The following is a 20,283-nucleotide window of genomic DNA, read 5'->3' on the forward strand; positions in this document are numbered from 1 at the left end:
GGTCCGTCATCGCCCGCCCCGTGACGGTCGCCTCGCGCGCTGTGCGCGGGAGGTCCTGGTTGCGGTGAGTCCGCGCGGCCGAGGATGGGTGCCTTGGAGGCATCCATGTCCTCAGGCCGGAGCTGGGCGGTGGTGATGCTGCTGTTGTTGCTGGGCACGGGGTGTTCAGCGACGCGTGGCGTCCGGCTGAAGACGGGGCGCGGGGCTCCGGTCGTCCATGTGCCTCGGACGGATGTCGCGCCTGTGGAGCTGGAGGAGGGTGCGTTCACCGAGGCGGTGCGGACGCTGGCGGAGGATGCGCCGGTGGCTTCGCGCCCTCGTGATGAGGCGTACCGGTTGTTCGCGGGCTCGTTCTCCATGAAGGCTTATGCCCGGGTCCGTGGGCGTTTGGGACTGGTCTCCGTGGCGGGGCCTTCTCGGGCTTCGTTGTGGATGGAGGACGGCGAACGGGAGTTGGCGAGCGCTTATGGGCGGTGGTGCCAGCGCAAGCAGACTCCAGGGGACTGTCTTCAGTTGCTGGAGGGCCGTTCCGCGCTGGATGAGGACGGACGGCGTTCGCTGGCGTTCGCCATCGCGCTGGATTCGGTGTGGGAGGAGACCGCGGATGCGCTGGTGGGGATGACGGACCGGCGCGCGGTGCTCACCACCATCGTCGCGACGAGCACCGTGTACCTGGCGCTGTGGTTGCTGCCCGAGCCCGTGTCGAAGGGCATCGCGGCGACGATGACGGTGGTGCTCGTCGCCTACCTGGGCATCGACACGGTGTGGAACCTCATCCAGGGATGGATCGAGTTGTCCGAGCAGGCCCGGGTGGCCCGGACGTTCGACGCGCTTCGTGACGCGGGGGAGGAGTACGGCGAGGTGATGGGGAAGAACGCGGCGCGCGCGTTCGTGATGCTGGCGCTGGCGGCGGTGGGGAGCACGGCGGAGACGTTCGCGGCGAGGGTCGCGACGCTCCCGGGTTCAGGGCAGGCCTCGCTGGTGGCCGCGGAGGTGGGGGGCTTCCGGCTGGGCGCGGCGGCGCAGGTGGAGTCCGCGGCGGTGACCTCTGAAGGTGTCACCCTGGTGCTGGCGCCGAACGCGGTGGCCATGTCCGCGCGGGATGACAAGGGACCCGTCGCGAGTGGGGCGGATGCGGAAGGGCACGAGCACCACATCGCATCCAACAAGTGGTGGAGCGCCACGAATCGCGGAGGCCCGTGGTCACCTCGGTTCCAGAAGATCTTCGACAAGGCGGGGATGTCGTTGGATGACCCGGCGAACAAGGTTCGCGTTCCGGGACACAAGGGGCCCCATCCGGAGGCGTACCATCGGAGGGTATTCACGACTTTGAGGGATGCGACGGCAAAATGCAGAACCATGCAAGACTGTCGCGCATCGTTGACGAAAGCGCTGCGGAGCCTTGCAAGCGAGATTCAAGAGAAGGGTACCGACTTGAATCGTTGGGTCACCGGCTTGGAGTGACATAGGAGCGCCGCCCGTGCCGACGAAGTACTTCGACCTTTATGAGCATGTCGCTGAAGGATTCTGGTGCTTGGGGCATCCGCTCGATGCTCAAAGGCGAGAGCTCGATGACCCCTGGCAATTCACCGAAGGTGTGCCTGTCCAGTTCAAGGGGCGGATCAAGCTCCCACTGGACTTGGAGGGGGAGTCTCGTGACTACGCGCACGCGGCGTTCGGAACGCCGGTCGTCAATGCGAAGCTGGCTGCCATCTTCCAGGAGCTGGCTTCAAATGAAGTGGAGTTGATTCCTGTCGAGGTCGACTCCCACGCTGGGCCGTACTTCATCCTCAATGCCCTCCGCACCTTCCCATGCATCGATACCGAGGCTTCCTCGGAGGTGGCCTATTGGAGAGAGGAGGACGGCATACCCGAGAAGGTGGGGAAGCTCTTCTCCATCTCCGGAATGCGAATTGACCCGTCGAAGGTGGGCGATGCGAAGGTGTTCCGTCCTTCTGAGTGGAAGGGCTCTCTCATCGTCTCCGAGGACATCAAGGACGCGATGGAGCGCGCGGGCATTACAGGCGCGAAGTTCGAAGCAGTCACGGGGCCTCCGACCTTCGACCCTGTTCGGCGTGCGGAGACGAAGAAGCGCGCCGAGTTGTGGCACCAGGCGCGCCATGCTCGTGCAGCCGTGTGGCAGGGGCTTGGCACCCTGTCTGACGATCTCTACATCCCTCCTGTCGTGGGTGGTCCTTGGCCCGGCGAGCGACAGAACTGGATAGCCATCGGCCGTCCTGATGGCCACATGCTCATCGTGACCGACGGTCTGTCCGACCCGTTCAACGACATCCTGGACCGTCCCACGGCGGGCTTCGGACTGGAGCTCGCCATCGAGACTCCGGAGCCACTGGGGGAGGTGTGGAAGAGCTGGCCGGTGCACCTGCTCGAACGCGTGGCCTACGAGGTCGCTGAGTTCGAGAAGCTCCGTGTCTCCCTGTCCAACGGCACGCTGTCCATGGAGGTGGACGGCGTGGGCATGCCGGAAACCCTCATCACCCCCGAGGGCCGCGTGGCCGTGCTCATCGGCATGGAGACGGATGCACTGCCCTCGCGCTTCACGCTTCCCGGTGGCGAGGTCCGGCTCCTCACCGTGAAGGCGCTGATGCCCGCGGAGCTGAAATGGCTGCTCCGTCAGGGCAGGAGCGCGGCAGCGGAGCTCATCCGCCGCTTCCACGCCGCGGGAGAGAGCTACCTCTCCCGCTCGTGGCGTCAGCCCGTCGTGAGTTAGCGCAGCCGCCAGATGCCCGTGGAGCGCGCCGGGAGGCTCGTCTTCCACGCTCCCGTGCCTCCCGAGAGCGGCGCCACGCCGGAGTCCAGGAACAGCGGCTCCGCCGTCGTGGCCTCCACGTCGAACGGGCCCACCGACTCCTGCGCGGTGGAGAAGTTGTGGATCACCAGCACCTGCTCGTCGCCCAGCGTCCGCACGAAGGCGAGCGTGCGCGACATGCCCGTCGTCGCCGTGAACAGCCTCAGGCCCCCGTTGCGCAGCGCCTCTGAACCCTGGCGCGCGTGGATGAGGTTCCGGTAGCGCGACAGCAGCGACCCCGGGTTGCTCCGCTGCGACTCCACGTTCGCCGTCTCCCTTCCGCCGGAGAACGCGTACCAGGGCGAGCCCGTCGTGAAGCCTCCACCCGCCGCGGCGCTCCACGGCATGGGCGTGCGCTTGGACTCGTCGTTGTTGGCGTTGCCGTTCCCCAGGCCCACCTCCTCGCCGTAGTAGAGGAACGGCGCGCCCGGCAGCGTCAGCAGCACCGCCGCCGCCAGCCCCAGCTTCGCTCCGTCGTTGGAGAACTGCGTCGCCAGCCGCACCATGTCGTGGTTGGTGAGGAACGGCGCGTCCGCCACCCCGGCCGGATAGTTGTTCTTCATCTCCAACAGCTTCGACGCCACGCCGCCGCTGTTGCCCGCGTTGATGCCTTCAATCACCCGCGCGGACATGGGGAAGTTGAAGTTGAGCGGAAGCTCGTCCCCACCCGGCACCGTCGCCGTGGAGCCGTAGTACTTCGCCACCGACGGCGTCTCGCTCCAGGCCTCGCCCACCAGCACCGCGTCCGGCTTCACCGAACGCACGTGCGCGGCGAACTCCTTCCAGAACGCATGCGTCTCCGGCGTGTCCGCCTGCCCCGCGCCGCCACCCGTCTCGATGAGGTAGCGCGCGGCATCCAGCCGGAAGCCGTCCACGCCGCGCTGGAGCCACAGCGTCGCCAGCCGCTTCACCTCGTCGCGCACCGCGAGCGTCTGGAGGTTCAAGTCCGGCATGCCGCCCCAGAAGACGCCGTAGTACCAGCCGGTGTCCTGCTGGTGCCACGTGTTGGTCTGCGAGTAGATGTCCCACGGCTGCGCCCACGCGGGGTTGTTCGCGCGCCACTGATACCAATCCCGCTTCGCCGACTGCGGCGAGGACTTCGAGTCCACGAACCACGGATGTTCCGTGCTGGTGTGGTTGATGACGAAGTCCAGGATGACGCGCATGCCACGGCGGTGCGCCTCGTCACACAGCCGTTGCAGGTCCTCCAGTGAACCGTAGGCCGTCTGGATGCGCTCGTAATCCGATACGTCGTAGCCGTGGTAGCTGGGCGACGCGAAGACCGGCATCAGCCACAGCGCGTCCACGCCCAGGTCATCCGTCGTCGCCGGGTTGCCGTCGTTCAGGTAGTCCAGCCGTGAGATGAGGCCCTGCAGGTCTCCCACGCCGTCGCCGTTGGAGTCCTGGAAGCTGCGGACGAACACCTCGTAGAACACCGCGCCCCGGTACCACGCGTCCCCCGCGGGCGCGGCGAGCGTGATGTTTCCAGGCGCGGACGGTGTCGGAGCCGGAGAGGGTGAAGAGCCGGCGCAGGCCGACAGCAGGGCCGCGCTGCAGAGGGAGAGTCCGCGGAGGGGGCGCATGGCCTCTTCCTCTAACAGCGAACGATCCACGCGGGCCAGCGAGCGGCCCGGATGATGCGCGGCCACCCGGGCAGTAGGCTGGTGACCACCATGTCTCATCCCGCGCGCCGCCTTCATTCCCTGCATATCCGGCAGGGGCACCCGGACTTCCTCGACCTCCCGTGGGAGCTGCCGCTGGAAGCGTGGCCGGAGCGTTCGCCGCGCGTGGTGGAGGTGCCGCGCGGCCTGTCCCGGCACGTGGTGGTGTTCGTCAGCTACGGCGCCACCATCTACGCCTTCAAGGAGACCCCCGCGCGCGTGGCGCAGCGCGAGTACGACCTCTTGCGCGGCCTGGAGGAGCGCCGGCTGCCGTCGGTGGTGCCCGTGGGGCTGGCGGTGCAGACAGAAGAGGGGCTGGAGGCCGCGCCCGGGGACAGGCCCGGGCTGTTGATCACCCAATACCTGGCCTCGTCGCTGCCGTACCGCGCGCTGTTCATGCACCAGGGCCTGGAGCGCTACCGCTCAAGGCTGTTGGACGCGATGGCGGGCCTGCTCGTGCGGCTGCACCTGGGCGGCTTCTTCTGGGGAGACTGCTCGCTGTCCAACGTGCTCTTCCGACGCGACGCGGGCGAACTGCAGGCGTACGCGGTGGACGCGGAGACGTCCGAGCTGCACGAGCAGCTCTCCGCGGGCCAGCGGGAGATGGACCTTCAAATCATGGAGGAGAACATCGCCGGGGGCCTGGCGGATCTGTCCGCTCGCGTGGAGCTGGCGGAGGAATTGCCCCAGGAGCTGGAGGCGTGGCAGGAGACGGCCGCGAGCATCCGCCAGCGCTACGAACGGCTGTGGGCGGAGATCAACCGCGAGCTCATCCTCCAGCCGCATGAGAGCTACCGCATCCACGAGCGGATCCGCACGCTCAACGACCTGGGCTTCTCCGTGGGCGAGGTGGAGCTCGTGGCGAGCGGGCAGGGCAGCCAGTTGCGCATGCGCACCATCGTCACGGACCGCGAGTACCACCGGCACCAGCTGCACTCGCTCACCGGCATCGTCGCGGAGGAGCGCCAGGCGAGCCTGCTGCTCAACGAGCTGCGGGAGATGAAGGCCACGCTCACGCGCAAGCTGGACCGCAGCGTGCCCCTGAGCGTGGCCGCGTTCCGCTGGCTGGACGAGCGCTACCACCCCACGCTGTCACGCCTGCAGAAGGACCTGGGCCGCGTGGCCGACACCGCGGAGCTCTACTGCCAGGTGCTGGAGCACAAGTGGTTCCTGTCCGAGCGCGCGAAGCGCGACGTGGGCCTGGACGCGGCCCTCCAGGACTACGTCGCGCTCACCCGCAAGCAGCCTGGCATCGTGCCGCTGTTGGAGGACGCGGCGCGGGCCGCGGGTTCCAGTTCGCAGGAGGTGGAGGAGGAGCCTCCTCGCACGCCTCCCGCGACGCGCTCGGCCGGGTAGCGTCAGCGGGAGACGCGGATGGGCGGTTCGATGAGGAACGGCTCGGTGGCCTTCGGGTCGTCCGGGTCGAACGCGGGCGACGCCGGCCCCGCGCCGGTGGGCTTCCACTTGCGCGGTACGCGCTCGATGCCCACGGGGTAGATGGTCAGCGCTCCGTCCTTCCCGATGCGCATGCGCAGGAAGTTCTTCCAGTCCGGCAGCGCGAGCGAACCGAAGGCCTCGTTGGAGTGCGCACCGAAGAAGTTCACGCTCAGCCAGAGGTACACGCCCAGGATGAACGGGCCCACGAGGAAGCCGCCCACGAAGGTGAGCGCGGAGGAGAAGAAGAACTTGCCCGCGAGGTGCAGCCAGCCGTCCGCGCAGTTCGCCCCATCCGGGGACAGCACCGGACACACGCCCAGCTTGCTCACCGTGAAGTACGTGGCGCCCCAGGCGATGAAGAACGCCGCCACGATGTGCGCCGCGCCGTGCAGGCCGCCCAGGAGCGCGCGCCACCGGCCGAGCGCCGCGTCCGCCAGCCCGGCCAGCCCGCCCACCGTCACCATCCCGAGGATGAGCGTCCAGGGCCGGTTGACCATGCTGTTGGCCACCGCCGTCACCACCTCCGGCAGGCGGGAGAGGCCCAGCGAGCCCACCTCCGCGTAGGCCGCGAGCGCGAGCAGCAGGTACCACATGCCGGTGATGAGGCCGAACAGCGGGCTGTAGCGGATGAGGAGCAGGTTCTTGCGCGCGAGCCTTCGCGACGTGGGCTCGTCCGGGAAGCTCTTGCGCAGCGTGGAGCCGTCGCGCAGCACGGGGGCCGCGGGCGCGTGCGTGGGGTGCATGAAGGCGCCGCCGCCTCCCGCGGTGATGCGGTGCTGGCCGGTGTCGTCCTCGTGCCGGCGGTAGTGGTGCAGGTCGCCCGCGAGGAACACGGCGATGCGCCTCCCCAGCACCTTCTCCTCCAGGTACTCCAGGTTGTTCTCCAGGTAGCTGCCCTTGGCTCTCCGCGCGGCCGCGGCCAGCACCCACGCGGGCTCCGCGTTGCAGAGGATGACGCGGTCGTCGGGGCCCATCTGCTCCGCGACGTGGCGGAAGTACTCCACCTGGGGCACGTCGATGTCGCTGTTGAGCTGCACGTCCGTGCCGATGAGCCACCAGTTCCTCGGCAGCTTCAGCGCGAAGTAGCTGCGGCTCTGCCGCGTGCGGCGCCCCGCCACCCAGCGCTGCGCGCAGAACAGCCGCATGAAGGCGGCCAGGCCGTCGTACCAGTCGTGGTTGCCCGGGATGACGAACAGGTCCGGGTGGGGCGCCTGCGAGCGGCGCATGGCGGCCTCATAGGGCTGCACCGTGCGCTCCTCGTACGTCTCGCGGCTGGCGCCGGGGTAGACCTCGTCCCCGCCGAACACCAGCACGCGGCCTCGCGGCGTGACGTGGGACGTCTTGCCGTCCTCCTCCGCGAGCTTGAGCTCTGGCAGCGCCAGGAGGCGCGCCACCGCGTAGGTGGAGTCCCAGCCGTCGCCGATGTCGGAGACGTAGTCGAGCCAGAAGTCGCCGTCCGCGCCCGACTCCTCCGAATAGTCGAAGTAGGGCTGCTGTGGCCGCACCACCGCCTCGATGAGCCGGTGGTCCGCGCGCGCGCCGAACACCGTGGCCACCACCGCGTCCAGGCCCGTGCGCAGCACCTGCGTGGGGTGCAGCCAGCGCACCATGTCCGCGTGCTTCCGCGGCTTGGTGGCGGTGGCGCTGCCCCGCTCGCGCACCTCGTGCGGCGCGGGCCTGGGGGCCGGTTCCTCCCAGGGCGCGGGCGGGTCGTAGCGGCGCTCCCCGTCGGGCTGCGTGGGCTCACCGGCCATCGCGAGGACCCGGGACGAAGGGGTGGGACGGAGCGGCGGGCGGCGCCAGCGTGGACCGGAGAGCCATGGACCCCTGGCTTAGCATGGCTGCACGGGACTCCTGGAGGGCAGGCAGGCGTGGTTTCCGTTCCCTGGCGGGATGGTCCCTGCGACCCTGGGGGGCATGTCGAACGCTGCCCTGAGAGACTTCCCCGTCGTCGTGCCCTTCCCCGTGCACTGGAGCGAGATGGACGCGTACGGGCACGTCAACAACGCCCGCACGTTCACCTGGTTCGAGTCCGCGCGCATCGCGTACATGGCCCGCATCGGACTGGTGGGGCCCTCCGCCGCGGGCGCGGACACCACGACGACGGACGGGGTGGGGCCCATCCTGGCGAACACGCACGCGGACTACCTCAAGCCCGTGGTGTTCCCGGTGAACCTGGTGGCGGGCGCGCGCGTCACGCGCGTGGGCCATTCCTCCATCACCTTCGAGCACGTGGTGGCGGGCGCGGACGACGGGGTGCTCTACACGCGCGGCGGCTCCATCATCGTGACGCTGCGCTACGCCACGCACGAGAAGGTGCCGGTGCCCCCGGCGGTGCGGGCCGCCATCGAAAAGTTGGAGGGGCGCGGCTAGAGTGGGGGCGGGTGTGGCCGTTGGGGGTGGCACGGGGTCACCTGATCCCAGGGCCCACGCGGTACGTAGGTTGGAGCGGAGCCACCCATGTCCCCATCCCCTTCCGCGAACACACCTTCCCGCTTCGCCGCGGACGTCGCGGCCGTGGGCCGCATCGAGGCCGTGAAGACGGTGCTGCGCGTGCTGACGCGCACCACGGGGCTGCGCATGGCGGTGGTGGCTCGCGTGACGCCCCAGGCGTGGACGTGCTGCGCGGTGCTGGACGAGCTGGGCTTCGGGATGAAGGCCGGGGACACGCTGGCCGTGGACACCACGTTCTGCGACACGGTGCGGGCCCTGGGAGGTCCGCTGCGCGTGAGCCACGCGAGCCAGGACCCGCGCTTCCGGGACCACCCCGCGCCGAGGCTGCACCACGTGGAGAGCTACATCGCGGCGCCGCTGTACCGGCGCGATGGAAACTTCTTCGGCGTGCTGTGCGCGCTGGACTCGAAGCCCGCGGACCTCCCCGAAGACGCGCTGGAGACCTTCCGCCACCTGGGGGACCTGGTGGGCTCCCAGCTGGAGCCGGAGGCGGCGCTGTCCGAGCGCGACCCGAAGCGGACGGGCACTGAAGAAGCGGCCCTCCTTCGCGAGCAGTTGATGGGCATCGTCAGCCATGACCTGCGCAATCCGCTCAACGCCATCTCGCTGTCCGCGGCGACGCTGATCCGCAGGACGGACCTGGATGAGCGGGCCCGCCGGGGGCTGCGGCGCATCCTCGACTCGTCGGACCGGGCGAACCGGCTCATCCGCGACCTGCTGGACTTCACCCACGTGCGCACGGGCATGCCCCTGCCGGTGAAGCCCCAGCCCATGGACCTGCACGAAGTCGCCGAGCAGGTGGTGGACGAGGTGCGGCTCACCGCGCAGGGGCGCTCGCTGGACCTGGTGTGCGAGGGCAGCGGGCGGGGGAACTGGGACCCCGACCGCATCGCGCAGGTGCTGACCAACCTGCTCACCAACGCCGTGCAGTACAGCGCGCCGGACGTGCGCATCCAGGTCGTGGCGCGCGGCGACGCGCGGGAGGTGGTGCTGGAGGTGACGAACGCGGGGACGCCCATCCCGCCGGCGCTGCTGCCCGTTCTCTTCGAGCCGATGACCCGGGGCACCACGGAGGGCTGTGCGCGGCGCAGCGTGGGGCTGGGGCTCTTCATCGTGAACCAGATCGTCCGTGCGCACGGCGGCGCGGTGGACGTGGTGTCCACGGAGGAGGCGGGCACCACCTTCCGTGTGCACCTGCCGCGCGGGTGTTGATCCGCATGCGTCGCGCAGGGACCGCTTGCGCACGACGCATGCGGGCGTGGTGACGTCCGCGCTGCGCGAAGGTTCGAGAGGGAACTGCCGCGGTCTCAGCCCTGTCCCAGGGGATGCATCCGGACCGCGCACATCAGCTCCGCGACCCGCTCCGGTGCGGGGGGCACCGGGCCCACCCTGGCGAGCTTCGCCGCTGCGAAGGCCGTGCTTCTCCTGGCGCAGGTCTCCAGGTCGTAGCCCTCCAACCTTGCCGCCAGCACCCCCGCCACCAGCGCGTCGCCCGCGCCCACCGTGCTCGCGACCTCCACGGGAGGCGGCAGCGCCCTCCACGCTCCGTCGTCCGAGATGAAGAGGGCTCCCTCGGCTCCCAGCGACACCACCACCAGCCCGATGCCTGCCGCGTGCAGGTCCTTCGCGGCTCTCGCCACTTCGCCCGCGTTCCTCAGCGGCCTTGCGACCAGCTCGCCCAGTTCGTGTGCGTTTGGCTTCACGAAGTCCGGCTTCGCGGCCACGGCGTGACGCAGGGGCTCTCCGCTGGTGTCCACCGCGACGACCGCTCCCCTGGCTCGCAGGCGCTCCGTCAGCGTGGCGTAGAGGGTCGTGGGCACTCCCGCGGGCACGCTGCCTGACAGCACGAAGCAGCCGTTCTCCTCCGCCAGCGCATCCAGCGTCGCCATCAGCGCTTCCAGGGCCTCCTCCGGCACTCGCGGGCCTGGCAGGTTCAGGTCCGTCACCGCGCCGCTCGTGCGGTCCACGACCTTGATGTTCACCCGGCTGGTGCCCGGCAGCCGGAGACAGCGGTCCTGGATGCCTCGCTCGCGGAACAGCGTTTCGAACAGCGGCACAGTGTCTTCCCCCAGGAAGCCCGCCGCCGTCACCGGCCTGGGGCCTCCCGCGAGGAACGCCGCCACGTTGATGCCCTTGCCGCCCGGCGTGCGCGTCTCCGCCACCACCCGGTTCACCGCGCCCGCCGTGAACCCCGGACACTCCAACGTCTGGTCGATGGCCGCGTTCAACGTCACCGTCACCACGCCTGGCTTCTTCGGCCTCACGCCTTCGTTCCCTTCCTCGCCAGCAGGCCGTGCACCAGGCCCCGCACCTCCGTGGCGTCGTCACACTCCAGCGCGCTCAGGGCCACCGCTTCCGCGTCCGCCATCGAGATGCCCCGCAGCAGCGCCTTCACCGCCGGGATGCTGGGGATGGCCACGCTCAGCTCCGTCACGCCCAGGCCGGACAACACCACCGCTCCGGACGGGTCTCCCGCGATGCCTCCGCACGCGCCCACCCAGATGCCCGCCTTCCTCGCCGCCTTCACCGTGAGGTCCACCATGCGCAACACCGCCGGATGCAGGCCGTCCGCGCGGGGCGCGAGCACCGGATGCCGCCGGTCCATCGCCAGCACGTACTGCGTCAGGTCGTTGGTCCCGATGGAGAAGAACGACACGTCCCTCGCCAACCGCTCCGCCATCATCACCGCCGAGGGCACCTCCACCATGATGCCCGTCTCCACCGGATCCGCGCCGACCTCCCGGCGCACGGACTCGGTGATGGCGCGGGCCTTCGTCAGCTCCTCGGGCGTCGCCACCATCGGATACATGATGCGGACCGGGCCCTCCTTCGACGCTCGCAGGATGGCGCGCAGCTGCGTGCGGAACAGGTCCTCCCGCTCGAAGCACAGCCGGATGCCTCGCACGCCCAGGAACGGGTTGTCCTCCGCCGGCAGCGACAGGTAGGGCACGTGCTTGTCCCCGCCGATGTCCAGCGTGCGCAGGATGAGCGGCAGGCCGTTCAGCGCTCGCACCATGGCGCGGTACGCGTGGAGTTGCTCCTCCTCGCCGGGCGGCTCATCGCGCTTCAGGAAGAGGAACTCCGTGCGCATCAGGCCCACGCCCTCGCCGCCCGCCTCCACGGCCTTGCCCGCCTCCGAGGCCTCGCTGATGTTCGCGGCCACCTCCACGCGCCGTCCGTCGAGCGTGATGGCCGGCCGGTAGCGGTCCAGCTTCTCCTCCTCGCGCTTCGTGCGGATCCGCTCGCGCTGGTGCGCGGCCCGGGCCTGGTCCCGCCCCGACGGCCCCACGACGAGCACGCCCAGGTCACCATCCAGGATGCAGTGCTGGCCATCGCGCAGCTCCAGCACGGACGGGCCCACCGCCACCACCGCCGGCAGGTCCAGCGAGCGCGCGATGATGGCCGTGTGCGACGTGGTGCCGCCGCCCGCGGTGCACAGGCCCAGGACCATGCTGGGATCCAGCTTCGCGGTGTCCGACGGCGCCAGGTCCTCCGCCAGCAGCACCACCGGGTGGTCCGGGAAGATGGGCTCGCCTTCCAGCACCCTGGCCAGGGGCCGCAGCACGCGCATGCCCACGTCCCGCAGGTCGGCGGCGCGCGCGGCCAGCACCGGCTCGTCCAGCGCGGCCAGGGCTGCCGCGCGGCTCTCGAAGACGCGGCGCCAGGACTCGCCCGCGCTCAGGCCCGCGTCGATGAGCCCGTGGGACTCCGACAGCATCTCCGGGTCGTCCAGCAGCTCCAGGTGCGCCTTGAAGATGGCGGCCCGCTGCGCCCCGGCCTTCATCAGGAAGCCCTCGTGCAGCTGGCGCAGCTCCGCCGCCGCGCCGGCCAGGGCCTCCTCCAGCAGGAGGTGTTCCCTCGCGGCGTCGGCGGCCCGCTCCTCCACCTCCAGGCGCTTGCGCTGGAAGGCCCAGACCGGCCCGGCCGCGATGCCCGGCGACGCGGACAGCCCCGCGACCAGCGTCCCCTCGTAGTCGAGCACGACGGCGGGGGCCGGCGTGGGCGCGGCGGAGGGCTCGCCCAGGCCGACCTCGAAGGCGTCGCGCAGCGCGAGGAGCGCCGCCTCCGCGTCCTCTCCCATCGCGGTGAGCGTGAGCGTCGTGCCTCCCCGGGCGCCCAGCTGCAGGAGCGACAGGAGGCTGCGGGCGTTCGCCTGCCGCCTCCCGTGGTGCACGGTGACGTCCGCGCGGAAGCGGCGCACCACCTCCACCAGCACGGTGGCGGGGCGCGCGTGCAGGCCGTGCGGTGAAGGGGACAGGACCTGGAGCGAGGGCGCGTCGAGCACGGGAGCGGCGCGAGGCTCCAGCTCCTCGCTGGGGCCGTCGAGCGCCTGGATGATGGCGTCCACGTCCAGCGTGGACGCCAGGGCCATCGCCTGCGCCTCGTCGTCCAGTACACGGGTGAGGTTGGCGAGCACCTGGAGGTGCTCGTCGGACCTCGCGGCGATGCCCACCACGAGGCGCGCATGGCCGCCCTCGCTCCAGACGACCCCGGCGGGGAACTGCACCACGACGACGCCCGTCTGGAGCACCAGGTCGCGCGCCTCCGGCAGGCCGTGCGGAATGGCGATGCCGTGGCCGAGGAACGTGGCGGACACCTGCTCGCGCTTGAGCATGCTGTCGACGTAGGCGGGCGAGATGAAGCCGGACTCCACCATCACCTGGCCGACCAGGCGGATGGCCTCCGCCTTGTTCGTGGCGACCCATCCCAGGCGGACCTGCGACGGTGTCAGCATCAGCATCGGGGCTCCTTGCTCCGGGGGCGCGCGGGCTTCACGTGAGGGAAGGCTGTGCATCCTGCCCGGGTCCGCCCGGGCCCGCGCGGGCTTCCCGAATCCCGTCTTCCGGGTAACAGCCCAGAGCGGGGAAGACCTCCCGCCGTGAACATGCCGGACAGCCGACGTCCCGCGTCCTCGCGCGTGACGCGCCGCGCGGGGGTGTTAAAGGGGAGGCCGTCATGTCTGACAGCGTCCTGGACTTCTACGAAGGGCTGGCCGAGGAGTACCACCTGCTCTTCGCGGACTGGGAACAGGCGGTGGACCGGCAGGGCGCGGTGCTGGACGCGCTGCTGCGCCGCTCGGGCATCGCGCCGCCTCGCCGGGTGCTGGACTGCGCGTGCGGCATCGGCACGCAGGCGCTGGGGCTGGCGTCGCGGGGCTACTCGGTGCACGCCACGGACCTGAGCCCCTCCGCGGTGGCTCGCGCGGAGCGGGAGGCCCGCGCCATGCACGTGAGCCTCACGACCGGCGTGGCGGACATGCGGATGCTGGACTGGCAGGTGCCCGGCACCTTCCACGTGGTGATGTCGTGCGACAACGCGGTGGCGCACCTGCTGGAGGACTCGGACCTGGAGGACGCCGCGAACGCCATGGCGTCGCGCCTGGTGCCCGGGGGCCTGCTGGTGGCGAGCCTGCGCGACCACTCGGCGCTGTTGGAGAAGCGGCCGCGCTTCACGGCGGAGCGGGTGCTGGACACGCCGCTGGGCCGCCGCGTGCTGTTTCAAGTCTGGGATTGGGCGGTGGATGAGAGGCAATACACCGTGCGCCAGTTCATCCTGCGCCAGGAGTCCGGCATCTGGCACACCACCGAGCACACCGGCGTCTACCGCCTGCTGCAACCCGTGGAGCTGGAGCAGGCGCTCACGAAGGCGGGGCTCGTGGATCCGCGCTGGTACACGCCGGAGGAGACGGGCTTCAACCAGCCGCTCATCACGGCCCGGAAGCCCTGAGCCGCATCACGCGCGCGACGTCCGGGGCGCGCACCGGGATGCCAGGGCCTCGTGCCACCACGACTCCAGCTCCGCGAGGACCAGCGGCGCCGCGTGACGGCGCACCGTGGCCGCGGCCTTCCACCAGACGCGGGCCGCGTCCTCCCCGGCGCGCAGCGTCTCCATCAGGTGCGTGTGGGGCAGCAGCGCGAGCAGCAGGTAGAACGCCAGGAGCCAGCCCAGGCCCTCGCGGAGGAACGGCGCGAGCGGCACCGGCTCCCGGGACGGAGCCTCGGCGCGTGCGTCAGGGCTCCCCTGTCCATGCGGCGGTCGGTCCACGGCATCCCTCCTGACGACATTTGTAGTCAGGAGGGATATGCCATGACTACGGCTGTAGTCAAGTGGTTGCCGGTGGACGGGTTGATGTCGGGTCCGCGCAGCCCGGGCTTGAGCGTCCCCGAGGGGTCCGCGCCTGCGCCAGGGTGGGGGCGCGCAGCTCGCCCGCGGGCGTGGGCAGGGCGAGGGACGCGTGGTGGACGCCCGCGCGGTAGCTGTGCGCCTGTCCCAGGCCCTGGACCCAATCCCGCTCGGAGGCCTTCACCTCGATGCCGGTGACGAGGACGCCCTCGGGTCGCGCCACGCTGCACAGGATGTCCGGACGGGTGCCCTCCAGCGTGAGCCGCGCCATGGGCTCCAGGTCACGGGCGAACGGGCTGCGGACATAGGAGGGATGCGCGTCCACCAGCAGGTGCACGACGCGCGACTCGCGCAGCCTCTGCGTGAGCAGGTGGTGCTTCAGCTCGCGGACGACCCTGGCCTCGGCGCGGGGCATGCGGCTCAGGCGCGCTTCGCGTCCGCGGGGGCGTTGGGGTGGCGCGCGAGCATCATGCGCAGCTGGGGCTGACGGCGGACCAGCTCCTGCTTGAGCAGGTGCGAGATGAGCGCGGGCGGCGCGGCGCTCCAGCGCGCGATGTTCTGCACCAGCATGGGGGAGCGGTACGTGCGCCCGCACAACAGCGACGTCGTCTTGCCGTCCACCGCCATGCCCACGAGCGCGCCCAGGGCCCGGCCCTCCGTGTTGAGGATGAGCTCCACCTTCTCCTCGGAGGGGCCGGTGGAGAAGCGCTGGCGCAAGAGCTCGCGCGCGGTGCGCCGGGTCTGCTCCGGCACGTCGCGGTCCACCGTGAGCTTGTGGTGCTCCATCAGGCGGCGCATCGCCCACAGGCGGCGGAACACCGCCACCGGCAGCTGCGGGTTGCGCACGAGGAAGCGCCGCACGCCCGTGTCCGACGCGAAGGCCGCCCGGGCCACCAGCGCCTCCAGGCCCACGGGGTTGCGGTGGTGTCTCGCGATGAGCCTCGCGTGCGGAAGGCCCACGCGTGAGTTCTCCAGCACGGCCTTGATGACGGCGGGCACCGGGTCGAAGCACAGCGCGGACAGCTCCGGGTCCTCCGCCCCATGCGCGAGCGCCACCCGCTGGTCCTCCGGCAGCGCGTGCAGCCGCGTCTCGAAGAGCTTGCGGTAGTCGCCCAGCACGGCTTCGGGCACGTCGTCCGTGGCGGCGGCTTCGTCGTCCGCGCCATCCAGGGCTTCCGCCTCCGGCAACGGCTCCGAGTCGCTCGCGTCGAGCGTGGGCGGTGCTTCCGACGGCCGCACCGTGTTCACGGCACTGACAGGCTCCGCGCCCGGCAGCAGCGCCCCCTGCGACACCAGCCTCGCGAGGATGTCCCGCAGCTTGTCCGGGGGAAACCCCGTCAGCGCGGGCAGGTCCTTCTCGCGCGTGTGCCCGTCCAGCCGCGACAGCACGAAGCCTTCCTCCGCGTTCAGCGGAAGCCGCCGCAGGTCCACCGAGGGGTTCAGCTTGGGCGTCCAGTCACTCATGCGCGCCCCCGAGTCTTTCACGACACGCGAGGTTTGCGCCTCCCCACCCGCAGGCCATCCCCACCGGATTGTTCCCGGCCCGCCCGAAAACGACAGGGCGCGTCGAGGGCCGCCTGGCTGCCCGCCTGCCAACGGTCCCGTCCGGGTTGTCGTGCCACGGGGCCGAGCGGTGTCCCGACCGGCACGAAGGGAGCCCGCATGGGTTGACGGGAGGCGGGCAGCTGGACACAACTTCACTTCATGTCCGACCGCATCCAGACCTATGCCGAGTTCTGGCCGTTCTATCTGCGCGAGCACTCGCAGGCGTCGACTCGCTGGCTGCACTTCGCCGGCACCACCCTGGGGGTGAGCCTGGGCGTCACCGCCGCCGTCACCGGACGTGGCGCGCTGATTCCCGCCGCCCTGGTGGCCGCCTACGGCTTCGCGTGGGCCAGCCACTTCAAGATCGAGCACAACCGGCCCGCGACCTTCAAGTACCCCCTCTGGTCGCTCGTCTCCGACTTCCGCATGGCCGCGCTGATGCTCACCGGCCAGCTGGGCCCGCACCTGGAGCGCGCGAACGCCGGCGCGACGGCCGCCGCCACCCTGGCGCCGGCCCCCGTCGAGAGCCGCTGACGCTTCCGCGGATCCGCTACCTCGGCGGTGGCGGGCCGAAGCGGCCCGCGCGGTACCCCTCGAACGCGCTCAGGATGTCCGCCTGGGTGTCGCCGATGAAGGGCCCGTAGCTCACCAGCGGCTCCCGCTGCGGCTGGCCCGCGTACAGCAGCACCCGCGCCCGCGTCGCCCCGGTGACGCGGACCGTGCTGTCGCCTCCCGGCTCCGGCCGGTCCAGCCAGCCCACCTGCCCGGGCCTCAGCGCCCGGCGGTCCGGCCCCACCGCGACCTCGCCCTCCAGCACGTAGAAGAAGCCGTTGTACGACGCGGGCAGGTCCTGCTCGACGGACGCGCCCGGCTCCAACCGCAGCTCCGCCAGCGTGACGGGCACGTAGTTCTTCGTCGCCGACCGCACCGCGCCCGACGTGCCGCTGTAGACCCGCACCTCCACGCCCGGCTCGCGCCGCACCGGCAGCTCCGAATACGCCAGGTCCTGGTAGCCCGAGGGCACCCAGCGCTGCGCCTTCGGCAACGTGAGCCACAGCTGGAGGATGCGCGCCTGGGCCAGGTCACCCTCCAGTCCTTCCCCGTGGATGACGCCACGGCCGGCCGTCATCCACTGCGCGTCGCCCTCGCCCAGCCTGCCGCTGTCGTGGGTCATCCCGCCCTTCACCACGACGGTCACCGTCTCGAAGCCCGCGTGCGGATGCGGCCCTCCCATGGGCTTGCCGTCGATGCGGTCATCCATCAACAGGATGAACGGATCCGACCGCGCGTAGTCCTCCGGCGAGATGACCGGCACCACCGTGTGCGCCGGGCCGAACTGCCCCTGGGTGGGCTCCGGCAGGTTGATGATCCGGTCCAGCCGGCGCTCCACGACTTCGCCTCGCTGCGTGCTCATGACGGTCCTCCTTCCGGCTCAGGTCAGCGCCGGGTAGCTCGTGAAGCCCTTCTCCTCGCCCGCGAAGAAGGTCGCCGCGTCCGGCGTGTTGAGCGGCGCGGACCGGCGGAAGCGCTCCGGCAGGTCCGGGTTGGCGAGGAACGGCACGCCGTACGCCACGAGGTCCGCCTCGCCGCGCTCGAGCACCGCCTCACCGGCCTGCGCGTCGTAGCCGCCGTTGGCGATGAGGGCCCCCGGGAAGGCCTCGCGGATCCGCGGGGTGATGCGCTGCTCGGGCGCCGGGGCGTTGGGGCCCGTGACGTTCTCCGTCACGTGCAGATAGCCCAGCCCCAGCCGTCCCAGCTCACGGGCCAGGTGCGTGAAGGTCTCCACGGGCGTGGAGTCCGTCATGCCCGCGTAGGGGAAGTTCTGCGGGTGGAGCCGGTAGCCCACGCGCTCCGCGCCCCAGACCTCCGCCACCGCCCGTGCCACCTCCAGCGGGAAGCGCGCCCGCTGCTCGATGCCGCCGCCGTACGCGTCCGTGCGGTGGTTGGAGCCGTCCCGCAGGAACTGATCCAGCAGGTAGCCGTTGCTGCCATGCAGCTCCACGCCGTCGAAGCCGGCCTCCTTCGCGTTGCGCGCGGCCTGGCGGAACTGTTCGACGACGCCGGGAAGCTCCTCCGTCTCCAGGGCTCGGGGCGTCACCGCGCGCTTCTTGCCCTGGAACGTGAAGACCTCCTGTTCCACCGGAATGGCGGAGGGCGCCACCGGCAGCGCGCCGCCGTGGAAGTCCGGGTGCGAGACGCGCCCCACGTGCCACAGCTGCGCGTAGATGCGCCCGCCCGCCGCGTGGACCGCGTCCGTCACCTTGCGCCAGCCCGCCACCTGCTCCGGCGAGTGGATGCCCGGCGTGCGGATGTACCCGACGCCCTGGGGGCTGACCTGGGTGCCCTCGGTGACGATGAGGCCCGCGGACGCCCGCTGCGCGTAATAGGTCACCGCCAGGGGGTTGGGGACGTTGCCGTCCGCCAGCGCCCGGCTGCGGGTCATGGGGGCCATCACCAGCCGGTTCTTCAGTTCGAGGCGGCCGAGGCCGAAGGGGGAGAGCAGCTTCAGTGTATTTGCCATGGCCGGTAGATGCTCCAGGCGCTATGGACGTGCCATGGCCTCAAGTCCAAAGAAATTGACCGAGCGTCCAGAGCTGCCGGAGTGGCAGGGGGCGGATGTGCTCGCGGAAGTGCTGGACACGCTGAGGCTGTCCACCCAGATGCACGGCCGGTTCGAGCTGTTCGCGCCGTGGGGGCTCCAGTTCGGGAGCGCTCCAGGCGCGCACATCGTCCTCATCGCGCGAGGTGGGGCCCGGCTGGAGGTGGAGGGCGTCCCGGAGGCGCTGGAGCTGTCCGCGGGGGACCTGGCGGTGCTGCCGCATGGCGGAGGGCACACGTTGCGCGACGCGGAGGGCAGCCCCGTGCACGTCCTGGAGCACGGGGCCTGTGCGAGTGCTCGCGGCAAGGGCTCCATCCGGCTGGGCGGCGACGGCGAGCGGACGACGCTGGTCGCGGCGTCCTTCCAGCTGGGCGTCGCGCCGCGCACGCTCCTGTTCAAGGAGCTGCCCCGCGTCATCCACCTGGCCGCGGACGACGCGGCGACGGCGCCGTCCCTGGCGTCCACGGTGCAGCTGCTGTTGACGGAGAGCGCGTCTTCGCACCCGGGCGCCACCGTCATCATGAGCCGGCTCGCGGACATCCTGCTGGTGCAGGCCCTGCGGGCGCACATCATGTCCTCGGGGTCGTGCCGGGAGAGCGGCCTGCGGGCGCTGGTGGATCCGCCCATCGCCAAGGCGCTCGCGCTCATCCACGAGCGGCCCGGGGAGCCGTGGACGGTGGAGAGTCTCGCGTCCGCGGTGGCCATGTCGCGGTCCGGCTTCGCCGCGCGCTTCAGCGAGCTCGTGGGGGAACCGCCCCTGGAGTATCTGGCGGGGTGGCGGATGATCAAGGCCGCCCAGCTCCTGCGCGAGAGCGAGCTGCCCCTGAGCGAGGTCGCGCCGGTCATCGGCTACCAGAGCGAGGCGTCCTTCAACCGCGCCTTCAAGCGCTGGGACGGGACGGCGCCCGGCGCGTACCGGCGCAGCCACCGCCGGGCGTGAGGCGTCAGCCCTCTTCCTTCGGAGGCGGGCCGCGCGTGACGCAACGTCAGGCGCTGACGCCCACGCCGATGGGGCAGCTCACGCCGGTGCCGCCGACGCCGCAGTAGCCGCCCGGGTTCTTCTGCAGGTACTGCTGATGGTAGTCCTCGGCGTAGTAGTAGGCCGGCGCCGGGAGGATCTCCGTGGTGATGTCGCCCAGGCCCTTCGCGTTGAGCGCGCCCTGGTACGCCTGGCGCGTCTCCTCCGCGGCGCGCTTCTGCGCGTCGTTCGCGTAGTAGATGCCGGAGCGGTACTGGGTGCCCGCGTCGTTGCCCTGGCGCATGCCCTGCGTCGGGTCGTGGTTCTCCCAGAAGACCTTCAAGAGCTGCGCGTACGTGACCTTCTTCGGGTCGTACACCACGCGCACGACTTCATTGTGGCCGGTGAGCCCCGAGCAGACCTCTTCGTACGTGGGGTTCGGCGTCAGCCCGCCCGCGTACCCCACCGACGTGGAATACACGCCCGGCACCTGCCAGAACTTGCGCTCGACGCCCCAGAAGCAGCCCATGCCGAAGAGGGCTGTTTCAAAGCCTTCCGGCACCGGCCCCTTCAGCGGGGTGCCCAGCACGGTGTGCTTCGGCGGAACCGGCATCTCCTGCGGACGGCCCGGCAGCGCCTCCTGCGGAGTGGGGAGCCTCAACTTCTTCGGGGACGTGAAGAACATGCTCTAGCTTTA

General features: G+C 70.9%; 18 protein-coding genes. 8 read left to right on the forward strand and 10 right to left on the reverse strand.

Annotated elements, in window-relative coordinates; genetic code table 11:
* The first annotated feature begins 105 nt into the window (after positions 1–105).
* Together KYK13_RS01510 and KYK13_RS01515 are read left to right on the forward strand one after the other, a co-directional pair.
* Positions 106–1,464 carry an AHH domain-containing protein gene (locus KYK13_RS01510; protein WP_223641274.1) on the forward strand — a complete coding sequence of 453 codons (1,359 nt, stop codon included), beginning with the start codon at positions 106–108 and terminating at the stop codon, positions 1,462–1,464.
* A gap of 133 nt (positions 1,465–1,597) precedes the next feature.
* A complete protein-coding gene (locus KYK13_RS01515) occupies positions 1,598–2,731 on the forward strand; it encodes an imm11 family protein (protein ID WP_223641277.1) in 1,134 nt (377 codons plus the stop codon).
* Here KYK13_RS01515 and KYK13_RS01520 read toward each other — a convergent pair.
* Entirely contained in the window at positions 2,728–4,392 is a 1,665-nt protein-coding gene (locus KYK13_RS01520; protein ID WP_223641280.1) for an alpha-amylase family glycosyl hydrolase, read from the reverse strand. The two genes, KYK13_RS01515 and KYK13_RS01520, sit on opposite strands and share 4 nt — an antisense overlap.
* Before the next feature lie 90 nt (positions 4,393–4,482).
* Between KYK13_RS01520 and KYK13_RS01525 the strand changes: the two genes are divergently transcribed.
* Complete coding sequence (locus KYK13_RS01525) at positions 4,483–5,826, forward strand: DUF4032 domain-containing protein (RefSeq protein ID WP_223641283.1); 1,344 nt, start codon at positions 4,483–4,485, stop codon at positions 5,824–5,826.
* A gap of 2 nt (positions 5,827–5,828) precedes the next feature.
* Here KYK13_RS01525 and KYK13_RS01530 read toward each other — a convergent pair whose 3' ends face one another.
* Positions 5,829–7,661, reverse strand: a complete 1,833-nt coding sequence (locus tag KYK13_RS01530) for a metallophosphoesterase (protein ID WP_223641286.1) — start codon at positions 7,659–7,661, stop codon at positions 5,829–5,831.
* Between the two features lie 163 nt (positions 7,662–7,824).
* On the opposite strand from KYK13_RS01530, the gene KYK13_RS01535 reads away from it, so the two are divergent.
* Positions 7,825–8,280 (forward strand): thioesterase family protein, encoded by a 456-nt coding sequence (locus KYK13_RS01535; protein WP_223641289.1) that lies wholly within the window; start codon positions 7,825–7,827, stop codon positions 8,278–8,280.
* Positions 8,281–8,367: 87 nt separating this feature from the next.
* Complete coding sequence (locus KYK13_RS01540) at positions 8,368–9,573, forward strand: GAF domain-containing sensor histidine kinase (protein ID WP_223641293.1); 1,206 nt, start codon at positions 8,368–8,370, stop codon at positions 9,571–9,573.
* Between the two features lie 95 nt (positions 9,574–9,668).
* On the opposite strand, the gene pfkB is transcribed toward KYK13_RS01540, so the two are convergent.
* A complete protein-coding gene (pfkB, locus tag KYK13_RS01545) occupies positions 9,669–10,625 on the reverse strand; it encodes a 1-phosphofructokinase (protein ID WP_223641296.1) in 957 nt (318 codons plus the stop codon).
* Positions 10,622–13,096, reverse strand: a complete 2,475-nt coding sequence (gene ptsP / locus KYK13_RS01550) for a phosphoenolpyruvate--protein phosphotransferase (RefSeq protein WP_223641299.1) — start codon at positions 13,094–13,096, stop codon at positions 10,622–10,624. Before ptsP ends, pfkB begins: the two co-directional genes overlap by 4 nt.
* A gap of 221 nt (positions 13,097–13,317) precedes the next feature.
* On the opposite strand from ptsP, the gene KYK13_RS01555 reads away from it, so the two are divergent.
* The gene (locus tag KYK13_RS01555) at positions 13,318–14,088 is read left to right on the forward strand and encodes a bifunctional 2-polyprenyl-6-hydroxyphenol methylase/3-demethylubiquinol 3-O-methyltransferase UbiG (protein ID WP_223641302.1); all 771 of its coding nucleotides are present in this window, start codon (positions 13,318–13,320) and stop codon (positions 14,086–14,088) included.
* 6 nt (positions 14,089–14,094) lie between these two features.
* On the opposite strand, the gene KYK13_RS01560 is transcribed toward KYK13_RS01555, so the two are convergent.
* Genes KYK13_RS01560 through KYK13_RS01570 form a run of 3 tightly spaced genes read right to left on the reverse strand, consistent with a single transcriptional unit; the run spans position 14,095 to position 15,948 of the window.
* Positions 14,095–14,406: a hypothetical protein gene (locus tag KYK13_RS01560; RefSeq protein ID WP_223641304.1), complete on the reverse strand. Its 312-nt coding sequence runs from the start codon at positions 14,404–14,406 to the stop codon at positions 14,095–14,097.
* A 58-nt stretch (positions 14,407–14,464) separates the two neighbouring features.
* The gene (locus KYK13_RS01565; RefSeq protein WP_223641306.1) at positions 14,465–14,899 is read right to left on the reverse strand and encodes a hypothetical protein; all 435 of its coding nucleotides are present in this window, start codon (positions 14,897–14,899) and stop codon (positions 14,465–14,467) included.
* A gap of 5 nt (positions 14,900–14,904) precedes the next feature.
* Positions 14,905–15,948, reverse strand: a complete 1,044-nt coding sequence (locus KYK13_RS01570; protein ID WP_223641308.1) for a hypothetical protein — start codon at positions 15,946–15,948, stop codon at positions 14,905–14,907.
* Between the two features lie 240 nt (positions 15,949–16,188).
* Here KYK13_RS01570 and KYK13_RS01575 point away from each other — a divergent pair, with 240 nt between their 5' ends.
* Positions 16,189–16,563, forward strand: coding sequence for a DUF962 domain-containing protein (locus tag KYK13_RS01575; RefSeq protein ID WP_223641310.1), 375 nt, complete (start codon positions 16,189–16,191; stop codon positions 16,561–16,563).
* 16 nt (positions 16,564–16,579) lie between these two features.
* Here KYK13_RS01575 and KYK13_RS01580 read toward each other — a convergent pair whose 3' ends face one another.
* Positions 16,580–17,443 carry a pirin family protein gene (locus tag KYK13_RS01580; protein ID WP_223641312.1) on the reverse strand — a complete coding sequence of 288 codons (864 nt, stop codon included), beginning with the start codon at positions 17,441–17,443 and terminating at the stop codon, positions 16,580–16,582.
* An 18-nt stretch (positions 17,444–17,461) separates the two neighbouring features.
* Positions 17,462–18,550 carry an alkene reductase gene (locus tag KYK13_RS01585; protein ID WP_223641314.1) on the reverse strand — a complete coding sequence of 363 codons (1,089 nt, stop codon included), beginning with the start codon at positions 18,548–18,550 and terminating at the stop codon, positions 17,462–17,464.
* A 34-nt stretch (positions 18,551–18,584) separates the two neighbouring features.
* Here KYK13_RS01585 and KYK13_RS01590 point away from each other — a divergent pair, with 34 nt between their 5' ends.
* Positions 18,585–19,568, forward strand: coding sequence for an AraC family transcriptional regulator (locus tag KYK13_RS01590; RefSeq protein WP_223641316.1), 984 nt, complete (start codon positions 18,585–18,587; stop codon positions 19,566–19,568).
* A 46-nt stretch (positions 19,569–19,614) separates the two neighbouring features.
* On the opposite strand, the gene msrA is transcribed toward KYK13_RS01590, so the two are convergent.
* The gene (msrA, locus tag KYK13_RS01595) at positions 19,615–20,271 is read right to left on the reverse strand and encodes a peptide-methionine (S)-S-oxide reductase MsrA (protein WP_223641319.1); all 657 of its coding nucleotides are present in this window, start codon (positions 20,269–20,271) and stop codon (positions 19,615–19,617) included.
* Between the last annotated feature and the right edge of the window lie 12 nt (positions 20,272–20,283).

The sequence above is a fragment of the Corallococcus sp. EGB genome (assembly GCF_019968905.1).
Classification (GTDB): Bacteria; Myxococcota; Myxococcia; order Myxococcales; family Myxococcaceae; genus Corallococcus.